At 44.3% G+C, this 20,098-nt stretch carries 20 protein-coding genes; 10 read left to right on the top strand and 10 right to left on the bottom strand.

The genetic code is table 11. The features are described from left to right. Positions 1-51 precede the first annotated feature (51 nt). The 3 genes from MSG38_RS18660 to argR all read right to left on the bottom strand — a co-directional run bounded on the left by MSG38_RS18660 (position 52) and on the right by argR (position 4,668). Positions 52-2,631: a TRAP transporter permease gene (locus MSG38_RS18660; protein ID WP_248402382.1), complete on the bottom strand. Its 2,580-nt coding sequence runs from the start codon at positions 2,629-2,631 to the stop codon at positions 52-54. Between the two features lie 255 nt (positions 2,632-2,886). Then, positions 2,887-3,855 carry a TAXI family TRAP transporter solute-binding subunit gene (locus MSG38_RS18655; protein ID WP_017061374.1) on the bottom strand — a complete coding sequence of 323 codons (969 nt, stop codon included), beginning with the start codon at positions 3,853-3,855 and terminating at the stop codon, positions 2,887-2,889. A gap of 342 nt (positions 3,856-4,197) precedes the next feature. Next, positions 4,198-4,668, bottom strand: a complete 471-nt coding sequence (gene argR, locus MSG38_RS18650) for a transcriptional regulator ArgR (RefSeq protein WP_004740827.1) — start codon at positions 4,666-4,668, stop codon at positions 4,198-4,200. A 332-nt stretch (positions 4,669-5,000) separates the two neighbouring features. Here argR and mdh point away from each other — a divergent pair, with 332 nt between their 5' ends. Both mdh and MSG38_RS18640 read left to right on the top strand, forming a co-directional pair. Continuing rightward, a complete protein-coding gene (gene mdh / locus MSG38_RS18645; protein ID WP_009847834.1) occupies positions 5,001-5,936 on the top strand; it encodes a malate dehydrogenase in 936 nt (311 codons plus the stop codon). A gap of 124 nt (positions 5,937-6,060) precedes the next feature. Further along, positions 6,061-6,252 carry a hypothetical protein gene (locus tag MSG38_RS18640; protein WP_017061375.1) on the top strand — a complete coding sequence of 64 codons (192 nt, stop codon included), beginning with the start codon at positions 6,061-6,063 and terminating at the stop codon, positions 6,250-6,252. A gap of 105 nt (positions 6,253-6,357) precedes the next feature. Here the strand turns inward: MSG38_RS18640 and ispB are convergent, their stop codons facing one another. Continuing rightward, positions 6,358-7,329 (bottom strand): octaprenyl diphosphate synthase, encoded by a 972-nt coding sequence (gene ispB / locus MSG38_RS18635; RefSeq protein WP_050651963.1) that lies wholly within the window; start codon positions 7,327-7,329, stop codon positions 6,358-6,360. A 268-nt stretch (positions 7,330-7,597) separates the two neighbouring features. Between ispB and rplU the strand changes: the two genes are divergently transcribed. The 6 genes from rplU to folA all read left to right on the top strand — a co-directional run bounded on the left by rplU (position 7,598) and on the right by folA (position 11,604). Continuing rightward, positions 7,598-7,909 (top strand): 50S ribosomal protein L21, encoded by a 312-nt coding sequence (gene rplU / locus MSG38_RS18630; RefSeq protein ID WP_004740823.1) that lies wholly within the window; start codon positions 7,598-7,600, stop codon positions 7,907-7,909. 19 nt (positions 7,910-7,928) lie between these two features. Beyond that, on the top strand, positions 7,929-8,186 hold the full coding sequence (gene rpmA, locus MSG38_RS18625) for a 50S ribosomal protein L27 (RefSeq protein WP_004735905.1): 258 nt from the start codon (positions 7,929-7,931) through the stop codon (positions 8,184-8,186). Positions 8,187-8,509: 323 nt separating this feature from the next. Continuing rightward, on the top strand, positions 8,510-9,682 hold the full coding sequence (gene cgtA, locus MSG38_RS18620; RefSeq protein ID WP_017061377.1) for an Obg family GTPase CgtA: 1,173 nt from the start codon (positions 8,510-8,512) through the stop codon (positions 9,680-9,682). Between the two features lie 165 nt (positions 9,683-9,847). After that, the gene (locus MSG38_RS18615) at positions 9,848-10,615 is read left to right on the top strand and encodes a threonine/serine exporter ThrE family protein (RefSeq protein WP_017061378.1); all 768 of its coding nucleotides are present in this window, start codon (positions 9,848-9,850) and stop codon (positions 10,613-10,615) included. Then, positions 10,615-11,088, top strand: a complete 474-nt coding sequence (locus MSG38_RS18610) for a threonine/serine exporter family protein (protein WP_050651962.1) — start codon at positions 10,615-10,617, stop codon at positions 11,086-11,088. The genes MSG38_RS18615 and MSG38_RS18610 overlap by 1 nt, the downstream gene beginning before the upstream one ends. A 36-nt stretch (positions 11,089-11,124) precedes the next feature. After that, complete coding sequence (folA, locus tag MSG38_RS18605; protein ID WP_059021581.1) at positions 11,125-11,604, top strand: type 3 dihydrofolate reductase; 480 nt, start codon at positions 11,125-11,127, stop codon at positions 11,602-11,604. Between the two features lie 74 nt (positions 11,605-11,678). Here the strand turns inward: folA and apaH are convergent, their stop codons facing one another. The 6 genes from apaH to lptD form a co-directional block, all read right to left on the bottom strand. Then, positions 11,679-12,482: a bis(5'-nucleosyl)-tetraphosphatase (symmetrical) ApaH gene (gene apaH / locus MSG38_RS18600; RefSeq protein WP_248402381.1), complete on the bottom strand. Its 804-nt coding sequence runs from the start codon at positions 12,480-12,482 to the stop codon at positions 11,679-11,681. A gap of 29 nt (positions 12,483-12,511) precedes the next feature. After that, positions 12,512-12,892 carry a Co2+/Mg2+ efflux protein ApaG gene (apaG, locus tag MSG38_RS18595; RefSeq protein ID WP_004735899.1) on the bottom strand — a complete coding sequence of 127 codons (381 nt, stop codon included), beginning with the start codon at positions 12,890-12,892 and terminating at the stop codon, positions 12,512-12,514. Positions 12,893-12,980: 88 nt separating this feature from the next. Next, positions 12,981-13,796 (bottom strand): 16S rRNA (adenine(1518)-N(6)/adenine(1519)-N(6))-dimethyltransferase RsmA, encoded by an 816-nt coding sequence (rsmA, locus tag MSG38_RS18590; RefSeq protein WP_017062942.1) that lies wholly within the window; start codon positions 13,794-13,796, stop codon positions 12,981-12,983. Further along, positions 13,793-14,785, bottom strand: coding sequence for a 4-hydroxythreonine-4-phosphate dehydrogenase PdxA (gene pdxA, locus MSG38_RS18585; protein ID WP_017062941.1), 993 nt, complete (start codon positions 14,783-14,785; stop codon positions 13,793-13,795). The genes rsmA and pdxA overlap by 4 nt, the downstream gene beginning before the upstream one ends. Beyond that, on the bottom strand, positions 14,772-16,070 hold the full coding sequence (gene surA / locus MSG38_RS18580; protein WP_048609649.1) for a peptidylprolyl isomerase SurA: 1,299 nt from the start codon (positions 16,068-16,070) through the stop codon (positions 14,772-14,774). The genes pdxA and surA overlap by 14 nt, the downstream gene beginning before the upstream one ends. 43 nt (positions 16,071-16,113) lie before the next feature. Continuing rightward, a complete protein-coding gene (gene lptD, locus MSG38_RS18575; protein WP_248402380.1) occupies positions 16,114-18,450 on the bottom strand; it encodes an LPS assembly protein LptD in 2,337 nt (778 codons plus the stop codon). A gap of 149 nt (positions 18,451-18,599) precedes the next feature. Between lptD and djlA the strand changes: the two genes are divergently transcribed. After that, on the top strand, positions 18,600-19,454 hold the full coding sequence (gene djlA / locus MSG38_RS18570; protein WP_010434455.1) for a co-chaperone DjlA: 855 nt from the start codon (positions 18,600-18,602) through the stop codon (positions 19,452-19,454). 57 nt (positions 19,455-19,511) lie between these two features. Next, the gene (locus MSG38_RS18565; RefSeq protein WP_059021567.1) at positions 19,512-20,057 is read left to right on the top strand and encodes a DUF924 family protein; all 546 of its coding nucleotides are present in this window, start codon (positions 19,512-19,514) and stop codon (positions 20,055-20,057) included. Positions 20,058-20,098 lie beyond the last annotated feature (41 nt).

The raw sequence follows: 20,098 nt of genomic DNA, 5'->3' as shown, positions 1-20,098 counted from the left end.
TCCATGTAGTAAAAAAGCCAAATAGAGTAGAGCGCTACTTGGCTCTATCCATTACGCGCTAATCTCATCCTTACGAGCACGCCTTCTTTGGTTCATCGCTAAACCAATCAAAATCAGTAGGGCAGGTAAGAATACCCACTCTTTCATTGGTCGATCTGCATCTTGGATAACGGATTTAATTTCCCAATCAAAGTCAATGCCAGCGGCTTCTGCAGGGCTACCAAACTCAACCATATCAACAATCATCTTGTTGTCAGCTTGTGTCAGCATTAGGCCCATTGAAGCAATGCGGTCTTCACTTGTTGTCGCAGAATCTTCAAATGGAAGGCGGACTGTCTTCTCAGAATAGTTACCTTCTAAGTTTTCGCCACCTACTCTCAATTCAAGTGATTGTCCCACAGATAAATTTTCTGTGATTTGAGCGATCTCAACTCCTGGCGAAAGAACTTTCTCTGGATAAATCATGTCCCACCAGAAACCTGGGCGGAAGAAAGAGAAAGTCAGAACGATAAGCAGTATGGTTTCCCACCACTTGTTCTTAGTGAACCACCAACCTTGAGTTGCTGCTGCAAAGATAAGTACCGCAGTAACCGAAGAGAAAATCGTTAGCGCTAAGTGCCACCAAGAATCAATGCCCATCAACAGTAGTTGGGTATTGAATATGAACATGAATGGTAAGATTGCGGTCCGGATATCGTAGGTAAAACCTTGAATACCTGTACGAATCGGGTCTGATTTCGCAATAGCTGCTGCGGCAAATGCTGCCAGACCTACCGGAGGTGTGTCATCCGCAAGAATACCGAAGTAGAACACGAATAAGTGCACCGCAATCAGTGGGATGATAAGACCGTGCGCAGCGCCCAGAGTAACAATTACCGGAGCCATTAGCGTTGATACAACGATGTAGTTTGCTGTGGTTGGTAAGCCCATGCCTAGGATCAAGCTGATTACCGCGGTGAATAGCAACATAAGAATGATGCTACCGCCTGAGATGAACTCAACGAAATCAGTCATTACAAGGCCGATACCCGTTAGAGTCACCACGCCTACAACCGTACCTGCAGCCGCTGTCGCGACACCGATACCAATCATGTTACGTGCGCCTGATACCAAGCTCTCTGCTAGATCAACGAAGCCAGCTTTAGTTTGCTCTGCAAGATCGTCTGATTTGTTCATCAGAGTCATTAAAGGACGCTGAGTGATCAGAATGAAGATCATGAACACAGTCGCCCAGAATGCCGACAGACCTGGAGAGAAACGCTCGACAGTCAGACACCAAACAAGCACTACGATAGGCAGTAGGAAGTGCAAACCAGATTTAATCGTTGGACCTGGGTCCGGAACTTCTTTGAGATCCGCATCGATTTCCATGCCACCTTCAGATGCGTATTTTGCTGATACACGAACCAGAGCGACATAAGCTACTAATAGAGCCACCGTTACGATTGGTGTTGCAGCATCGCCAAAGACATCTTTCGTCCAACCGACACCGTAGTAAACCGCGGCACTGATAACACACAGACCTAAAATGGTACCTGTGAAAGACAGTAAGCTTTGTACGATAGTTGGTGTGTGGCGACGAGGTAGGCCAGTCATACCTGCTTTACATGCTTCTAGGTGAACAATGTAAATCAGAGCGATGTAAGAGATCAGAGCGGGCAGTAGCGCGGCTTTGATAACTTCTACATACGAAATGCCCACATACTCAACCATCAAGAAGGCTGCTGCACCCATGATAGGTGGCGTTAGCTGACCGTTGGTTGAAGCCGCCACTTCTACCGCACCTGCTTTAGTGCCTGGGAAACCAACCCGCTTCATTAGCGGAATCGTAAAGGTACCTGTGGTTACTACGTTAGCAATCGAAGAACCTGACACCAGACCTGATAAACCAGACGCTACAACGGCTGCTTTTGCTGGGCCGCCTTTCATGTGACCAAGCAGTGAGAATGCCACTTTGATAAAGTAAGCACCGGCACCGGCACGTTCTAGCATTGCACCAAACAGTACAAACAAGAATACGAATGACGTTGATACGCCAAGTGCCACACCGAATACACCTTCAGTCGTTAGCCACAGATGCGACATTGCCTTGTTTAGGCTCGCACCTTTGTGGGCAATAACGTCTGGCATGTGAGGGCCGCCAAAGGTGTAAAGTAGGAATACTGCCGCCACAACCATAAGAGGTGGACCCAAAGCGCGTCGTGTTGCTTCAAGCAGTAAAACCATACCGAATACAGCCGCAACAATATCGAATGTTGTTGGCGCGCCTGAGCGCTCAGCGAGTTCAGTATAGAAAATATAGATATAAGAAGCTGAAAAGCTACCTACAAGCGCTAATATCCAATCGACAGCGGGGATGCGATCCCGAGGCGAGTTCTTCATAGCTGGATAAGCGGTAAAGGCTAGGAAAATAGCAAACGTAAGGTGAATTGCTCGAGCTTCAGTGTCGTTTAAAATTGCGAAGTTAAAAATGAACGGCAGCGGAGATGCATACCAAAGTTGGAACAGTGACCAACATAGAGGCACAAACCATAAAATACGGCCTTGGATACCACGAGGGCTACGCGCACCAGTATCTGATTGTGCCACCATTTCTTGCACATCTGGAGACGGTGATGTTGTCTGCGTCATGTACTTTATCCTTATTATTGATGGTCTGCCTTTTCTTACGAACAACCAAACGTTATTTATTTCCTATCTAGTGTAGTGAATGGATAGGGAAATGCGTTTTTTGTTCGTCTTTGTCTTAGGCTTGATACGAAGGTAAGTCCTCCAAATTGGAGAAACTTAAAGGGCTGTTCTTTTCACTTAAATTATTTTTATAAAACGTGAAAAGCCAATAAGGAGGGCTAGCCTCCTTATTGGTGTAGTAGGCTTAAAGTAGAGTTACTTTAGAAGGCCCACTTCTTTGTAGTATTTTGCTGCGCCTGGGTGAAGAGGGATAGAGATACCCGCTTTAACCATGTCTTCTTTTTTCAGGTTAGCAAATGCTGGGTGTAGGCGTTTGAAAGTGTCAAAGTTTTCAAATACTGCCTTAGCAACGTTGTATGCAACTTCTTCAGAAACGTCTGAAGTTGTTACCATAGTTGCTGCAACACCGAAGCTGTTTACGTCAGCGTCAGTACCACGGTACATGCCAGCAGGAACTGTGCTGTAAGCGTAGTATGGGTTTTCAGCTACGATCTTGTCGATCTGTGGACCTGTTGCTGAAACCAGTTTTGCATCACAAGAAGTTGTTGCTTCTTTGATTGATCCGTTCGGGTGACCAACCATGTAGATGAATGCATCAATCTTGTTATCACAAAGTGCTTGTGAACGCTCAGAACCTTTAAGCTCAGAAGCAAGCTTGAAGCTGTCGTTAGTCCAGCCCATAGCGTCCATTACAACACCCATCGTTGCACGGTCACCAGAACCTGGGTTCCCAATGTTTACACGCTTACCTGCTAGGTCAGACACATTGTTGATGCCAGCATCAGTACGAGCGATGATGTTGAACGGTTCTGTATGTAGAGAGAACATAGCGCGAAGTTTCTTGTATTCGCCCTGGTCTTTGAACTTACTTGTACCGTTGTAGCCGTGGTATTGCCAGTCCGATTGAACAACACCGAAATCTAGTTCACCAGCACGGATGGTGTTAACGTTGTAGATTGAACCACCAGTAGACTCTACAGAACAACGAATGTTGTGGTCTTTGCGGCCCTTGTTCACTAGTTTACAAATCGCACCACCAGTTGGGTAGTAAACACCCGTAACTGAACCAGTACCAATCGTGATGAACTCTTGAGCGTTAACAGCGCCAGCGCCCATTACAGCAGCTGCAATAGCACCAACTTTAATAAGTTTGGTAAATGCCATGAATTTCCCTTCCTTTATTCATTATTAACCCTGAAACAAGTGTAGTTGCTTCTGGAGTTTCCTATTTGGAAACGGCACCTTTTTCAATCCATGTGATGAAAAAGTGGCTGAATAATATCAAAAATTGGCAGAAAATTACTCGAATGTTAAAAGATATAGCTAAAAAATCTAACAAATGATGTCTGGATCTCGTGTTTGATTTGCTACTGAGTTTTTTAAAATCAATGGTTTAGTGTGATTTTGGAAGAGAGGTATGGATATTCTAGGATGTGATTTGGATCACGAAGCAAATAGATACTCGTGATCCATTAATAAGGTTGATAGTTATGAAACAGCGATCAATTATCCAGCGTATTCAAACAGTTCGCACACTGAATCAAACAGTTGCTTAGTGGTAACCGATAACGTTGGGGTAATGAAGATAGTGTCATCACCTGCGACTACGCCCAGTATACCTTCCGACTTACCTAGTGAGTCTAATAAACGAGCAATCAGCTGCGCCGCACCAGGACCTGTGTGTATCACCACCAATGCATTGTTGTGGTCAATATCTAGTACTAATTCTCTTAGAGAGCTAGAAACGGTCGGAACACCAAGCTCAGCAGGAAGACAGTAAACCATCTCCATTTTTGCGTTACGAGTTCGAACGGCACCAAACTTGGTTAACATACGCGAGACTTTAGACTGGTTGATGCTTTCAAAACCTTCGTGTTTTAGGGCATCCACAATTTCGCCTTGTGAGCCAAAACGTTCTTCTTTTAGTAAGGCTTTAAATGCACGAACTAAGTTGTCTTGCTTTTCTGTATTGCGCATATGTCATTCTTATTCATTAACAAAGATGTTTGCATATTCTCGCATACATATTCAATTTTAGCCAAAACATCCCTGTAATTTGTTAGTCATATCACTGTAAATATTTAATAGAATAATGTGTTATTTGCGACGACTTATTTTGTTATTTCAGTCGATTATCGCCATAATGCGAACTTGCTGTGTAGCACGGTTTTATTGACTTGCGCGAAGTCGCAAAGCTAGCGTTAATTGATTGTAATCACTTTGTGATTAATATAGTTTTTTAACTTAGATTTAGCTCAAGAATTACCCTACAAAGAATCTATAAGAGAAAGCTCTCAAGGAGAATAACAATGAAAGTAGCTGTTATTGGTGCCGCTGGTGGCATCGGTCAAGCCCTAGCCCTACTACTTAAGAACCGCCTACCTGCTGGTTCAGATCTTGCACTTTACGACATCGCTCCGGTAACACCGGGTGTTGCTGCCGATCTTAGCCATATCCCAACGCCTGTTTCGATCAAAGGTTACGCGGGTGAAGATCCAACCCCAGCACTAGAAGGTGCGGATGTTGTACTTATTTCAGCGGGTGTTGCTCGTAAGCCTGGTATGGATCGTGCGGATCTTTTCAATGTGAACGCTGGCATTGTTAAGTCTCTTGCAGAGAAAATCGCAGTTACTTGTCCTACTGCTTGTGTTGGTATCATCACGAACCCAGTCAACACAACAGTGCCAATCGCGGCTGAAGTACTGAAGAAGGCGGGCGTTTACGACAAGCGTCGTCTATTTGGTATTACGACTCTTGATGTGATTCGTTCTGAAACGTTCGTTGCTGAATTAAAAGACAAAGATCCAGGCGACATCCGTGTTCCTGTTATCGGTGGCCACTCAGGCGTAACGATTCTTCCTCTACTTTCTCAAGTTGAAGGTGTAGAGTTCACTGACGAAGAAATCGCAGCACTAACGACTCGTATCCAAAATGCAGGTACAGAAGTAGTAGAAGCTAAAGCTGGCGGCGGCAGTGCGACACTGTCTATGGGTCAAGCGGCTTGTCGTTTCGGTCTTGCTCTAGTGAAAGCGCTTCAAGGTGAAGAGAACGTGATTGAATGTGCATACGTTGAAGGTGAAGGCGAACACGCTCCATTCTTCGCACAGCCAGTTAAACTAGGCAAAGAGGGCGCTGAAGCGATCCTTAGCTACGGTGAGCTGAGTGACTTCGAACGTAACGCTTTAGATAGCATGCTTGAGACGCTAAATGGCGACATCGAGATTGGTGTTGAATTCGCTAAATAAGCGAGACGCTATTTAACTCAGCCTAAAGCTAATTAATAAGGGCCGGTCATTATGATCGGCTTTTTTGATCCTGAAGTTCAAGCTACTCGTATACACCCCCACAACCAAGGTGAAGGTAAATGTTATGGCTACTGTTCAGAAGGGTATGAATGTCGAATATTTGGGGCACTTAGGAAAAGTATTGGTAATTGATGAGCAAGAGCAGTATGCCTTGGTAGAGACTTACAACGGGCATGAGCAATACGCAGTGCCAATGGAAGAGCTTGAAGAAATTGAAGCTCAACTGCCACTATCATTAGAAGCGAGCCGATATTGAACCTTGGCTCTCTTACAAATATTTGTTCAAAACCAAAAAAAAGAGCCCTGAGGCTCTTTTTTGTTATTTATATAGAAGCTAGAAGCGAGTTGTCTATTAACCTGCTTACTTGCTGCGTTTAACAGCCAAGTGTGCGAGCGTGGTTAACGCTTGCTTATATTCAGAGTCAGGAAGTACAGAAAGCTCAGCGATAGCTTTATCGGCCTCTTCGTAGGCTTTATTTGTTGTGTACTCTAAAGAGCCTGTCTCTTTCATCACAGCCATAATGTCGTCAAGACGTTCCATGCCGTTCGCTTTCTCAATCGCTTCACGAATCATGCTTGCTTGTTCAGGAGAGCCATTATGCATTGCGTAAAGCAGAGGCAGTGTTGGTTTGCCTTCGGCTAGGTCGTCACCAACGTTTTTACCCATCTCTTTACCATCTGCAGTGTAATCCATCACATCATCAATCAATTGGAATGCAGTACCGAGGTATTTACCGTAGTTTTGCATCGCCGTTTCGATTTCTGGTGATGATTCGCTAAGAATTGCACCGATTTGCGTTGCAGCTTCAAACAAACGAGCGGTCTTCGAGTAGATGACCTGCATGTAGCTTTCTTCTGTGGTGTCCGGGTTATTACAGTTCATTAATTGTTGAACTTCACCCTCGGCAATCACGTTTACCGCTTCACTCATTAGCTCAAGGATCTTTAAGGATCCTAGCGTTGTCATCATTTGGAATGAGCGTGTGTAGATAAAGTCACCCACCAAAACGCTAGCGGCATTACCAAAAGCGGCATTGGCCGTCGCTTTACCGCGTCTCATGTCCGATTCATCGACAACATCGTCGTGAAGCAGGGTTGCGGTGTGAATAAACTCGATAAAGGCTGCAGAGGTGATATGAGCTTCACCTTGATAACCAAGTGCGCGAGCAGATAAAAGAGCAAGCAAAGGGCGTAGGCGTTTGCCACCGCCGCTAACGATATAAAAACCAAGCTGGTTGATTAAACTTACGTCAGAATTAAGTTGGGCTTGAATTGTTTCATTCACTTTTGCCATATCATTGGCAGTAAGCGTTTGGATAGCTTTAAAATCCATTGTTCATCCGGCTGAAGTTAGACCCTGTAAGGCTTATACGTTGTATTTAATTGTTGAATAATACACTAAAAAACGTTGATTAATACATCGCTAAAGGGCATGATTGCCGCACTTTTCTTTGGCGAACAGGTTTTCGCCAATTTTTTAAAAATATGGCTTGTCATAGCGCCATGATTCCCGTAGAATCTGCGCCCTATTGATTAGTTTAGCGCACACCCGAGTTGTACAATTAACAACCATAGGCTGTGCGGAAAAAGCGGAGTAAAATATGTACGCTGTTTTCCAATCTGGTGGCAAACAACACCGAGTAAGCGAAGGTCAAACACTTCGTTTAGAGAAATTAGACGTTGAAACTGGTGCAACTGTTGAATTTGATAAAGTTCTTCTTGTTGCTAACGGCGAAGAAATCGCTGTTGGTGCACCTCTTGTTGAAGGTGGCAAGGTTACTGCAGAAGTAGTACAACACGGTCGTGGCGATAAAGTAAAAATCGTTAAGTTCCGTCGTCGTAAGCACTCGCGTAAGCAAGCTGGTCACCGTCAGTGGTTCACTGAAGTGAAAATCACTGGCATTAACGCTTAAGTATTAGGAGAGTTTAACAATGGCACATAAAAAAGCTGGCGGTTCTACTAATAACGGCCGCGATTCAGAAAGCAAACGTCTTGGTGTTAAGCGTTTTGGTGGTGAATCTGTTCTTGCAGGTAACATCATCGTTCGTCAACGTGGTACTAAGTTCCACGCTGGCACAAACGTTGGCATCGGTAAAGACCACACTCTTTTCGCTCTTACTGAAGGTAAAGTGAAATTTGCTGTTAAAGGTCCTAAAAACCGTAAGTTTGTAAGCATCGAAGCTGAGTAATTTAATCTTTAACTAGATTATGTTATTAGCTTTCAAGCTGAATTCAAAAGCCCTGCCGATTCGGCAGGGTTTTTTATTTATAGCAAGAATAAAAAAGCAGACGCTCTTGTTTTGGTTTTGAGAAGCCGTTTTATTTTTGAGAAACAGTTTGGTTTTTAAGAAGCCGTTTGTTTTGTAAAAAATAAGAAGCAAAGAACCTCTCCTTATTTGTTCCTTGGTTGCAGGTCGGCCTAGATCTTAGGTGATCGATCTAAACACGGATCTGCTAGAATTTATATCACTCCTTGATGAGTGGTAACGCAACGTAAGTGCGGAGTTAAAAAATGAAATTCGTTGATGAAGCGGTAGTAAAAATAGAAGCCGGTGATGGCGGTAATGGTACAGTAAGCTTTTGGCGCGAAAAATTCGTCGCTAAAGGTGGCCCTGATGGCGGCGACGGTGGTGACGGCGGTGATGTTTACATCCAAGCGGATGAGAACTTAAACACACTGATCGATTACCGTTTCCAACGTTTTTACAATGCAGAGCGTGGCGAGAATGGTCGCGGCGGTAACTGTACTGGTAAACGTGGTAAAGACATTACGCTGAAAGTACCAGTTGGTACGCGTGCAGTTGATATCCACACCAATGAAATCGTTGCTGAAGTTGCTGAGCACGGCAAGAAAGTAATGGTTGGTAAAGGTGGTTGGCACGGTCTTGGTAACACGCGTTTTAAATCGTCTGTTAACCGCGCTCCTCGTCAAAAGACAATGGGTACTAAAGGTGAAGTTCGTGAACTGCGTTTAGAGCTTCTTCTATTAGCTGACGTTGGTATGCTTGGCCTACCAAACGCAGGTAAATCTACTTTTATTCGTTCAGTATCTGCTGCGAAACCAAAAGTGGCTGATTACCCGTTCACTACCTTGATCCCAAGCTTGGGTGTGGTAAGTGTTGTCCCTGAAAAGAGCTTCGTTGTTGCCGATATCCCAGGTCTAATCGAAGGCGCTGCTGATGGCGCTGGCCTTGGTATTCGTTTCCTTAAGCACCTTGAGCGTTGTCGTGTTCTTCTGCATATGATCGACATTATGCCGATCGATCAATCTGATCCTATTCAGAATGCACTGACGATCATCGATGAGCTTGAGCAATACAGTGAAAAAGTTTCACAGAAACCTCGTTGGTTAGTGTTCAACAAAGTTGACCTAATGCCAGAAGACGAAGCAGACGAAAAGATTCAAGAAATCATCGATGCTTTGGGCTGGGAAGGCGAGTACTTCAAGATCTCTGCTGTGAATAAAATCGGCACCAAAGATCTTTGCTTCAAACTAGGTGAGTTTATGGAAAACCTGCCTCGCGAAGTTGTAGAAGTTGAAGAAGAAGAAAAAGTAGACTTTATGTGGGATGACTACCATAAAGATGCGATGAGCGGTAAGAATGTCGTTACTGAAGATGACGACGATTGGGACGATTGGGATGACGAAGAAGATGACGGCCATGTTATCTATGTTCGTGACTAATCTTTCTTAGTTTCAGATAACGCATCGGTCGCTTCTTCCAAGTTCACTGATAGTTTTATTAAACCGCAATGAAAATTGCGGTTTTTTTGTATCTAAATCATGACGTCTTGTTGTTTTTTATGCAAAATTTATCTTTAGATAATTAACGCCTATGGGAAGGAAATCATGGCATCAAAGCAAAGAGCGATCTCAAGACTCGTCGCTCAATCAGGACAAATGTTATTGGCGCACGGCGCCGAGAGCACACTGGTCGGCGATATCATGCGTCGCATCGGTATTGCTTGTGGGGTGAATGAGGTTGAAGTCGCACTGTCAGCCAATGCGCTTGTTGTAACTACCGTAATGGATGATCACTGTATTACCACTACTCGAAGTTGTGCTGATCGTGGCATTAACATGCAGGTTATCACCGACATTCAACGCATTTGCATCATGATGGAGAAGGGAATTCTCGATTATGATTTGGCGTATAAAAAGATTCAAAACATCAGCCCCGAGCGCTACAACCGTTGGTTAGTGGTTGTGATGATAGGGTTGTCGTGCGCCTCTTTTAGCCACCTTGCGGGCGGAGACTGGCAAGTCTTCATGATGACTTTTATTGCTTCAGCTTGCGGTATGATCGTCAGACAAGAAATTGGGCATCGCCATTTCAATCCGCTATTAAACTTTGCTATCACAGCATTCGTTACCACTACCATTTCTGCTCAAGCCGTACTTTACAATATTGGCGGTCAGCCCACGATCGTGATGGCTTCATCAGTATTAATGTTAGTACCTGGTTTTCCTCTGATTAACTCCGTCGCTGATATGCTTAAAGGCCATATTAATATGGGGTTAGCGCGCTTTACCATGGCCAGCTTATTAACTCTGGCGACGAGCTTGGGCATTGTCGCGGCGATGAGTCTGTCGGATGTTTGGGGGTGGGCGAGTTAATGAGTATTTTCGAACTGTTTTTAGGTCTGCTCAACGATATGTTTTTCGCAGCGATCCCTGCGGTTGGGTTTGCATTGGTGTTTAACGTTCCGCAACGTGCTTTAATTTACTGTGCACTCGGTGGTTCTATCGGTCATGGTAGCCGTTATCTGATGATGCACTTTGGTATTCCAATCGAATGGGCGACGTTCTTCGCCGCAACCGTGGTTGGTATGATAGGGGTTCATTGGTCACATAAACTGTTAGCACATCCGAAGGTGTTTACGGTTGCAGCTCTAATTCCTATGGTGCCAGGTGTGTTTGCCTTTAAGGCGATGATTGCGATGGTGGAGATTAACAGGGCAGGCTATACGCCTGAGTTGTTGGCAATGTTGATGGAGAACTTTTTAAAATCGATGTTCATTATCGCGGGGCTAGCGATTGGCTTGGCGGTGCCTGGACTGTTATTCTATCGCCGTAGACCTATCGTCTAGCGTTAATTTTCTTTTTAGGGACAGGACTTTCGATTTATGATCATCAGCATGATAGCGGCAATGGCGAACAACCGTGTAATTGGTAAAGACAATCAGATGCCTTGGCATTTGCCTGCGGATTTCGTATGGTTTAAACGCTCGACTATGGGGAAACCCGTAGTGATGGGACGTAAGACCTATGACTCAATTGGTCGCCCTTTGCCGGGGCGGTTGAATGTCGTAATCAGCCGTGATGAGAGTTTAAAGATTGAAGGTGTAACGACGGTTACTTCGATTGAACAGGCATTAGAGCTGCTCAGTGATGTTGAAGAAGTGATGATCATTGGTGGCGGCTCTATTTATGAGAGCTGCTTACCTAAAGCGGACAAGTTGTATCTGACTTACATCGATTTCGACGTCGATGGCGATACACAATTCCCAAGTTGGGGAGCGGGTTGGAAGCAGAGCTTTAGCGAAACCTATAAAGCTGACGAGAAAAACAAACACAACATGGAGTTTGTAATTCTCGAACGTTAACTGTGGTTATCAATAGCTAGTCTCTGAAAAATGCTTGCGTTACTCTACCAAGGTAGCGCAAGCTTCTCGTATCTTTATAGCGCTTTCTGAGTGAAAAACTGTTTGTCTTCCCAGCGAAGAATCGTCAACTCTCCTCCCCAGACGCACCCAGTATCAAGTCCAATCACGTCTTTTCCGTTATAGCCTTCAAGTGCAGCCCAGTGTCCAAAAACAACGGTTTTATCGAGCTTTATGCGTTGAGGAAGGTCAAACCACGGCACTAATGGTTCATCGGTAATTTCATTCGGTGGTAGCTTACATGCCATGTCGAGTCGGCAATCTTCAAAACAGAAACGCATTCTTGTCAGGCTATTGATCGCATAGCGATAGCGCTCAATATCATGTAAATCCTGATGCCATAAATCAGGTGCGTTGCTGTACATGTTTTCGATTAGCCATTGCCATTTATCGGACTTTAACAAGGATACGATCTCTCGATTTTCAACACGTGCTCTTTCTAGGCCCCATTGCGGTGAGATACCTGCGTGGCACATCACGAACTCTGGATGTTCCTGAAGCAAAGGCTGTTGTCTTAACCATTCGAGTAACAGTTCTCGATCTTCAGCATCAAGAATCGCTTGAGTCTTATCTTTTGGTTTCGCTGGAAATAGCCCTAAGGACACCGCCAGAAGGTGTAAGTCGTGGTTGCCTAATACAACCTTAGCTGCGTCACCAAGGCTACGAATAAAGCGTAGCGTCTCCAATGATTTAGGGCCTCGAGCAACTAAGTCTCCGGCGACCCATAACGTATCTTGGTGTTTATCAAAGCTGATAGTTTCAAGCAGTAATTGAAGTTCGTCGAAGCACCCTTGGATGTCTCCGACAATATAATTCGACACAATAATTTCCTGTAGATACGTATGTACGACTAATTAAGAATATTAGGGATTGCGAGTCTGAATGGGTCAACTTCAGTAATAAAATCAATGCCCTTGTTATCGGTCATCACATAGTGACCTTGCATTACGCCAACAGGGGTTTCGATGACAGTGCCACTTGTGTAAGTGTATTCGTCGTTGGCTTCAATCACGGGTTGCTGCCCTACCACACCATCACCCTCAATGGTAAGTTGCTTGCCGTTAGAGTCGGTAATTAACCAGCGGCGAGACATAAGTTGCACCGTTGTTTTACTTAGATTTTTGATGGTAATAATGTAGGCGAAGACATAACGATTCTTCGTTGGCTCAGATTGTTCTTCTATATACTTAGAGTGAACCTGGCATTTGATACAAGGCGTAGATATATCCATATTCGCACCTTTTGTTGTTGATATACTTAATGTAATTAAAGTATTACATAAAAAAGGCTCCTAACCGAAGTGTAGGAGCCTTTTTTATTTATTTGTCAGCGTTGTGGCTGTCGTACAACCAGTTTGCCATGTCGACAAACTGCTCAAGCGTTAAGTTCTCAGGACGCATGCTTGGGTTGATACCTAGCTCTTCCAGTACTTCTTTATCGATCAAGCTCTTGTAGCAGTTACGAACCGTTTTCCGACGCTGGTTAAAGCCTTCACGACATACGCGATCAAGCCATTTCAGATCTTTTGCCGGGTAAGGTAGCACTTCGTATGGCTGTAAGCGAACGACTGCTGAGTCTACTTTCGGTGGCGGAACGAAGGCCGTTGGTGGCACTTCTAGCACAGGTGTCACTTTACAGTAGTATTGAGCCATTACAGTAAGGCGACCGTAAGCTTTGCTGCCAGGGCCTGCCGCCAAACGGTTAACCACTTCTTTTTGAAGCATAAAGTGCATATCTTGTACGTCTTTATGGAATTCAAAAAGGTGGAACATCAATGGTGTAGAGATGTTGTATGGCAAGTTACCGAAGATACGTAGCTTATTGTTTGGCTTAACCAGTTCTTGGAAGTCGAACTTCATCGCATCACCTTCACGGATCGTTAGCTTATCAGCCAGATCTGGGTGGTTACGAAGACGTTCTGCAAGGTCTCTATCCAATTCGATAACGGTAAATTTATCGACAAGCTTACCTACAGGCTCAGTAATTGCGCCTAGACCAGGACCGATCTCTACCAAGTTTTGACCGGGTAGTGGGTTAATGCTCGATACGATGCCATCAATAATGTATGGATCGTTAAGGAAGTTTTGACCAAAACGTTTACGCGCTTTGTGCCCTAAGTGGACATCATTTCTCATTGCTTTTTCTCTACTAATTCAATGGCGTGCGTGAGCGCTGTTCTAAAGCTCCCTGTATCGGCTTGGCCTTTCCCTGCCAAGTCTAAGGCGGTACCGTGGTCGACTGATGTACGAATAAACGGTAAGCCAAGTGTGATGTTCACTGAGCGACCAAACCCTTTGTATTTCAATACCGGGAGTACTTGGTCGTGATACATACCTAAAACAGCATCTGCATCTTGCAAATATTTTTCATTAAAGATGGTATCTGCTGGCAATGGGCCAACTAAATTTATGCCATCTTTTTGGCGAATTTTTTCTAGCGTCGGGGTGATGGTTTCAATCTCTTCACGCCCTAAACAACCATCTTCACCAGCATGTGGATTCAAGCCACATACGTAGATAGTTGGTTTCTCAATCGCAAATTTCTCAACCAAATCTTTATTCAGAATAGCAATAATTTGCTCTAATCTGTCTTCGGTCACAGCTTGAGATACATAAGCTAGTGGGATGTGCGTTGTTACTAGCGCAACACGCAGCCCTTCAGTTGCCAACATCATCACCACCAGTGGTGTGTTGGACTTCTCTGCAAAGAACTCGGTATGGCCACTAAAAGCAACGCCAGCTCGGTTAATTACACCCTTGTGAACGGGGCCGGTGACAATAGCATCAAATTCATCATTCATACAGCCAATTGCTGCGGTTTCTAAAGTATTTAATACGTAATGACCATTAGCCTCGTTGAGTTGGCCTGCAACTGCCGTTTCAGCAAGTGGAACGTGTTTCACTACCAGTGTGCCAGCACGTTGCGGTTGCTTAGCTGCGTTTGCGTCATAATCTAGCAGATCGACTTCGATACCAAGAATTTTGGCTCGCTCGGATAGCAGTGTTTTATCAGCACAAACCACGAGTTGATGAGGCCAGCTTTCTTGAGATAGAGCCAAAGTTAAATCTGGACCTATCCCAGCAGGTTCACCTGCGGTTATGACAATACGTTTAGTTGTTGTCATCTTGGTCGTCCTCAACCATTTCAACAAAGGCACTTGCTCTGACTTCTTGCAGCCAAGCTCCCGCTTCTTCGTTGAATTTACGGTTAAATAGAATTTGGTAAGCTTTGTTTTTCAAAGCCGAATCGGTACGGTCTACTTCGCGACGATCTAGTACTTCAACAATGTGCCAACCGTGTACGGTTTTGAATGGCGCACTGATCTTGCCTTCAGGCAGGGTTTCTACTTGGTGCTTGAACTCTGGTACATACAAATCTGGTGTTTGGTAGCCTAGCTCACCATCTTGTACGGCAGAACCTGGATCTTGGCTGTATTGCTGCGCAAGGTCACCAAAGCTCGCTTCACCTGCGTTTACGCGGCGCGTGATCTCTTCAAGTTGTTCTTTTGCGCCATCGTCACTCAAGATGACAGTTGGCTTAATCAAGATATGACGAGCATTCACTTCAGTCACTGCTACGGTTTCTAAGCCTTTCACATCTTCAATTTTTAGAATGTGGAAACCTACACCGCTACGGAAAGGACCGATGATGCTGCCTTTATTTTGCATTTTGATCTGGTCAGCAAAAATGGTTGGCATCTCTTCTTTACGCATCCAACCCCAATCACCACCTTGCAGCGCTTTAGGACCCTTAGAGTAAGTATAAGCCATGGTGCTGAAATCTTTGCCAGAGTTCAGTTCCTCGACTAGTTCAGTCGCTTGAGCTTCTAACTCTTCTTTGGTTTGGTCATCATTAAAGCGCAGCTGAATGTGACCAATTTTATATTGAACGGTCGCGTTAGTCTCTTGCGCTAAGATATCCGCTAGGTTATCGACTTCTGCAGGTAGAATATTGATACGACGACGAACTAAGGCGTTGCGAGCTTCACTTGCTGCAATCTCTTTTCTTACTTGCTCACGAAATGCATTGTAGCTAAGGCCTTCTTCCGCAACCGATGCGGTAAGCTGTTCAACGGTTTGGTTGTTGTCTTTCGCGATGCCTTCGATTGCTTGATCAAGTCGAGCATCATCGATACGTACACCAATACGTTCCGCTTCTTGAGTTTGAATAGTATCGATGATCAGTTTTTCGAGCACTTGCTCATTAAGCACGTCTTGCGATGGCAATGTTTGCCCGCTTTTCTTAGCGTTTGCGCGCAGCGTCTTCATCGAGGCATCGATGTCGCTTTGTAAGATAACGCCTTCGTTAACGATAACTTTTACGCTGTCTAGCTCGACCGGCGCTGCAAAGCTTGTTGATAAAGTACAAGTCGCTGCGATAGCAATTAATGTGCGTTTCCACAATGTCATGTGTAATCCTTTAAATTTACTGATGTTTTATCAGTAAAGAAAATTAGTTGTTTAAGAAGAATGGGCGACCATAGCTTAGAGAGTTGTCAGAGCTGCTATCCCCAACGGCTCCTGAGTCAGAACCAATGTTGGTACCAAAGCCTACAATACCGAAGTTAACGCTGAAGTTATTTTCATATTCAGGCGTAGTATTTGGATTACTAATGTTGTTTGTTAAACGGTTACTATAAGTAAAGCCGATGTACCAACAATCCGATTTGTAGTTTAAACGAGCCAACCACTCTAGATCTTCTTGTGTGGTTAAGTCATAGAAATATTGAGCACTGGTATTCCACTTTGGCGAAATTTGGTAGGCTCCGAGTAGACCTGCTTGTGAGATACCATCCCTCGTAATTGATGATACGTCAAAATCTACAGTTTCATTTATGTACTCTTCTGTTACATAGCGGTAGTTGGTTTGTATGTAACCGCCTGCGAAGCGATATTCTAATGTGCTGTTTGCAAGTTGCATCGCAGTGGTATCGATGTCGTATTGCACGCCACCATGGTAGAACAGATAGTCATCATAGTTGAAATCCATTTCAATAGCCCAAGACGAATAATTAGTTTTCTTATCAGAGTCGTCGTTGTCTAAAGTCTGTTTTGTATCTTTATCGATATAAAAAATCTGACCAAAAGAAATATTCAAACGCTCTTTATACTCATCATCGAAGAAACGAGACGATGCACCATAACTAATTTGATTCGCAGATGCGATACGGTCTACACCACTGTATTTACGGCTTCTAAATAGGCCGTAGTAATCGGTTTGTAACAGCGTAGTATCATAAAGACCAATATCGCTTTGATCTTCTTCTGGCACGTAAAGATACTGGACTTGCGGTTCGAGTGTTTGAGTATAGTTGCCAACAATAGTGGTGTCGCGTTCTAGGACGATACCGGCGTGGCTTCTAAACTCTGGAATAACTCGGCTTACCGATTCTTCTAAGCCTTCATAATCAGAACCCGCACCTGTATCAACGCCGTCAAGGTCTTGTTGATAGTAAGTACCAAGTAGTCGAGCTTCTGTTGTCCATGTGCCCCAGGTATTTCCGACAGGGATCGTGATCCCTGGCTCAACGTGAACACGAGTCGCAGAAGGCTTACCTGAAGCATCTGTATCAAACAGAGATACATGGCTAATCATGTCGAAGTCTAAGTACTCCATCACCTCAGGAGCATAATAATTGTACTCTAGCTGTGGCATTAGGCGGTAAGGTAGGTTATTGCTTGTAGTCAGAACTTGGAAATCTCGAACAAGTACCGATGCATCCCAGTTTTGGGAGCGGTATGTCGCTCGGCCTTCCTGAAGTAGTTGGCCATCTTCACGGTTACCAATGCTGCTTGAGCTCACATCAGTGAAGTAATCGATGTCACTAACTTTTGAGTAATCAATCTCAAATAACCAAGATTGCTGGAATATTCCTGAGTGTTCTAGTTGAGCACCCCAGCGGTCACCTTTCTCTTCGAACTTTTTATCATCAGGTAAGTATTCAGATTTGATACTACCCGAACCAAAATCGCTCAAATATCTGAATTTACTGTTAAGTTGTGTACCTCGCTCTTGCATGTACTTGAAGGTGGTTTCCAAGTCGTAGTTTGGCGCTAAGTTCCAATAAACAGGGATTTCAGCTTCAAAACCATCGCTTGAACCATACGAAACTGTTGGATACAAGAAACCGGTTTTACGTGTATCACCCACCGGTACCGTTAAGTAAGGTAAGTAAAAGACAGGAACACTTTGAATTTCAAAACGTGGATTATAAAAGGTGGCTTGTTCCTCGTCTTGGTCGACACTGATACTTGATGCTCTTAGGCGCCAAGCATTATCGCCGATAGGGCAAGACGTAATGGAGCCATCTTCAATCTCATAAACCGCTTTACCTGTTTTTGCGATATAAACAGCATCTCCACGACCGGGCTCGCAAAGGAATTCGTAATCGGTGTTCTCAAGCGTCATTTCATCTGTAGTCAGATTATTGGTCGCTCTGTCTGAGATAGATTTGATTTGACCATCACTAAAGTTTACGTTGCCTTCAGCTACAACGATATTTTCTTGTTGGTGCAGGGTTACGTTATCGGCAAGGATGGTCTTGTTCCCTTGCGTAACGACTACGTCACCTGAATATATTGCCTTGTCACCATTGATAGCTTCTAAGCGATCTGACTCAACGTGAGCGGGTAGCTGTGTCTCGTTTTCTGCAGCGGGCTCGATCAAGCATTGATCTATAGAGGGCATTTCCTGCACACTACTATCGGTGATTGTTTCAGCTTGAGTTGTCGACACGTATAACGCCGTACTTATAGACGCGGCTAACAAGGTGCGGGAAAAAGATTGCATGAAGTTGAACTATCCTGTGTCACTAGATGAAGGGTTGATCTAGTATCAATCCAATTAATAAAGCATTTTCCTTATGATAAAGGAAATAATAGCATTCAGCATCATCAGACAGCATTACTCAGATAAAATTCATAGATAGAGAACACATAATGCAAATATTTGGCAAAATTTTGGGCGCGTTTTTTGGCTTTTTATTTGGAGGGCCGCTCGGTTTAGTTTTTGGTCTGTTTTTAGGACACCAATTCGATAAAGCTCGCCGATTGAACCAATCAGGCTTCAATAGCTCTGGTTTTGGTCGAGGTCCAAGCCAAGCAGAAAGACAGAACGAGTTTTTTAAATCCGCTTTTGCGGTTATGGGGCACGTTGCTAAAGCGAAAGGGCAGGTAACGCCAGAAGAGATTCAACTCGCTTCTACCATGATGGAGCGTATGAACCTGCATGGCGAACAGCGCAAAGCTGCGCAAGATGCATTCCGTGACGGCAAAGAGAGCGACTTCCCACTGAGCGACGTACTTGAGCGAGTGAAAATCTCATCGGGTGGTCGTTTTGATCTTCTGCAGTTTTTTCTAGAGCTTCAGGTATCTGCCGCATTTGCGGATGGAAGTTTGCACCCGAGTGAACGTCAAGTTCTGCATAAAATAGCGCAAGGGCTTGGGTTTTCGGCAGAACAACTAGAACGCCGCTTGCAGATGCAAGAAGCTGCGTTCCGTTTCCAACAACAAGGTGGAAGCTTTGGTGGCCATCAGGGTCATGGGCAATCATCAGGTTGGCAACAGGCTTCGCAACAGAACCAGCTTGGCGACGCATATAAGGTTCTTGGTGTGAGTGAAAGTGCTGACGGTAAAGAGGTGAAGAAAGCCTACCGCAAGCTGATGAATGAACATCACCCAGATAAACTGATGGCGAAGGGCTTACCGCCTGAGATGATGAATGTCGCGAAAGAAAAATCGCAAGAAATTCAAAATGCTTATGACCTGATAAAGAAGGTCAAAGGTTTTAAGTAATCGAACACTAAACCGAGTAATAACAACGTTACTCGGTTTTTTATTAAAGGGAATTATATGACGGTAACGTATCAGGATGTTCTAGAGTTTTGGTTCGATGAGTTGACGCCTAAAGATTGGTTTACTGGCGGCGCCGAGATTGACACTTTGATAGAGTCTCGATTTTCTGAATTGCATAAAGCAGCCATTCAAGGCGAGCTATTTGAATGGCGACAAAACGCACAAGGGCGATTGGCTGAGATTATCGTGCTTGATCAGTTTTCTCGAAATATTGGTAGAAACAGTCCGGCAGCTTTTTCGGCTGATCCGATGGCGTTGGCTCTAGCCCAAGAAGCGGTAGCGGGTGGTTTTGATCACCAGCTTAACGAGCAACAAAAAAGCTTCCTGTACATGCCTTATATGCACAGTGAATCTTTGTTAGTCCATGAACAAGCTGTGGAGCTCTTTTCTCAAACGGGATTGGAACATAATCTGGATTTTGAGTTCAAGCATAAGGTTATCATTGAGCGATTTGGTCGCTATCCGCACCGTAATGAAGTGTTAGGGCGAGATTCGACTCCCGAAGAAATTGAATTCTTGCAGCAACCGGGCTCAAGTTTTTAATAGTAGAAACACAGTTCAATAGATAAAAAAGAGGCAAGGGC

The sequence above is a fragment of the Vibrio sp. 1CM24A genome, from assembly GCF_023161725.1.
GTDB classification, from domain to species: domain Bacteria; phylum Pseudomonadota; class Gammaproteobacteria; order Enterobacterales; family Vibrionaceae; genus Vibrio; species Vibrio coralliirubri.
Note: the sequence above shows the minus strand (reverse complement) of the source record. Positions and strands in the feature narration are given on the sequence as shown.

Excerpts from the sequence above, each read along its gene's own strand:
- MSG38_RS18615 (WP_017061378.1), top strand. The coding sequence starts at position 9,848 with ATGGCATCAAAGCAAAGAGCGATCTCAAGACTCGTCGCTCAATCAGGA.
- djlA (WP_010434455.1), top strand. The coding sequence starts at position 18,600 with ATGCAAATATTTGGCAAAATTTTGGGCGCGTTTTTTGGCTTTTTATTT.
- MSG38_RS18640 (WP_017061375.1), top strand. The coding sequence starts at position 6,061 with ATGGCTACTGTTCAGAAGGGTATGAATGTCGAATATTTGGGGCACTTA.
- folA (WP_059021581.1), top strand. The coding sequence starts at position 11,125 with ATGATCATCAGCATGATAGCGGCAATGGCGAACAACCGTGTAATTGGT.
- surA (WP_048609649.1), bottom strand. The coding sequence starts at position 16,070 with ATGACATTGTGGAAACGCACATTAATTGCTATCGCAGCGACTTGTACT.
- lptD (WP_248402380.1), bottom strand. The coding sequence starts at position 18,450 with ATGCAATCTTTTTCCCGCACCTTGTTAGCCGCGTCTATAAGTACGGCG.
- rplU (WP_004740823.1), top strand. The coding sequence starts at position 7,598 with ATGTACGCTGTTTTCCAATCTGGTGGCAAACAACACCGAGTAAGCGAA.
- MSG38_RS18655 (WP_017061374.1), bottom strand. The coding sequence starts at position 3,855 with ATGGCATTTACCAAACTTATTAAAGTTGGTGCTATTGCAGCTGCTGTA.
- MSG38_RS18565 (WP_059021567.1), top strand. The coding sequence starts at position 19,512 with ATGACGGTAACGTATCAGGATGTTCTAGAGTTTTGGTTCGATGAGTTG.
- argR (WP_004740827.1), bottom strand. The coding sequence starts at position 4,668 with ATGCGCAATACAGAAAAGCAAGACAACTTAGTTCGTGCATTTAAAGCC.
- MSG38_RS18660 (WP_248402382.1), bottom strand. The coding sequence starts at position 2,631 with ATGACGCAGACAACATCACCGTCTCCAGATGTGCAAGAAATGGTGGCA.
- cgtA (WP_017061377.1), top strand. The coding sequence starts at position 8,510 with ATGAAATTCGTTGATGAAGCGGTAGTAAAAATAGAAGCCGGTGATGGC.
- apaG (WP_004735899.1), bottom strand. The coding sequence starts at position 12,892 with ATGGATATATCTACGCCTTGTATCAAATGCCAGGTTCACTCTAAGTAT.
- ispB (WP_050651963.1), bottom strand. The coding sequence starts at position 7,329 with ATGGATTTTAAAGCTATCCAAACGCTTACTGCCAATGATATGGCAAAA.
- rpmA (WP_004735905.1), top strand. The coding sequence starts at position 7,929 with ATGGCACATAAAAAAGCTGGCGGTTCTACTAATAACGGCCGCGATTCA.
- MSG38_RS18610 (WP_050651962.1), top strand. The coding sequence starts at position 10,615 with ATGAGTATTTTCGAACTGTTTTTAGGTCTGCTCAACGATATGTTTTTC.
- pdxA (WP_017062941.1), bottom strand. The coding sequence starts at position 14,785 with ATGACAACAACTAAACGTATTGTCATAACCGCAGGTGAACCTGCTGGG.
- rsmA (WP_017062942.1), bottom strand. The coding sequence starts at position 13,796 with ATGAGAAATGATGTCCACTTAGGGCACAAAGCGCGTAAACGTTTTGGT.
- mdh (WP_009847834.1), top strand. The coding sequence starts at position 5,001 with ATGAAAGTAGCTGTTATTGGTGCCGCTGGTGGCATCGGTCAAGCCCTA.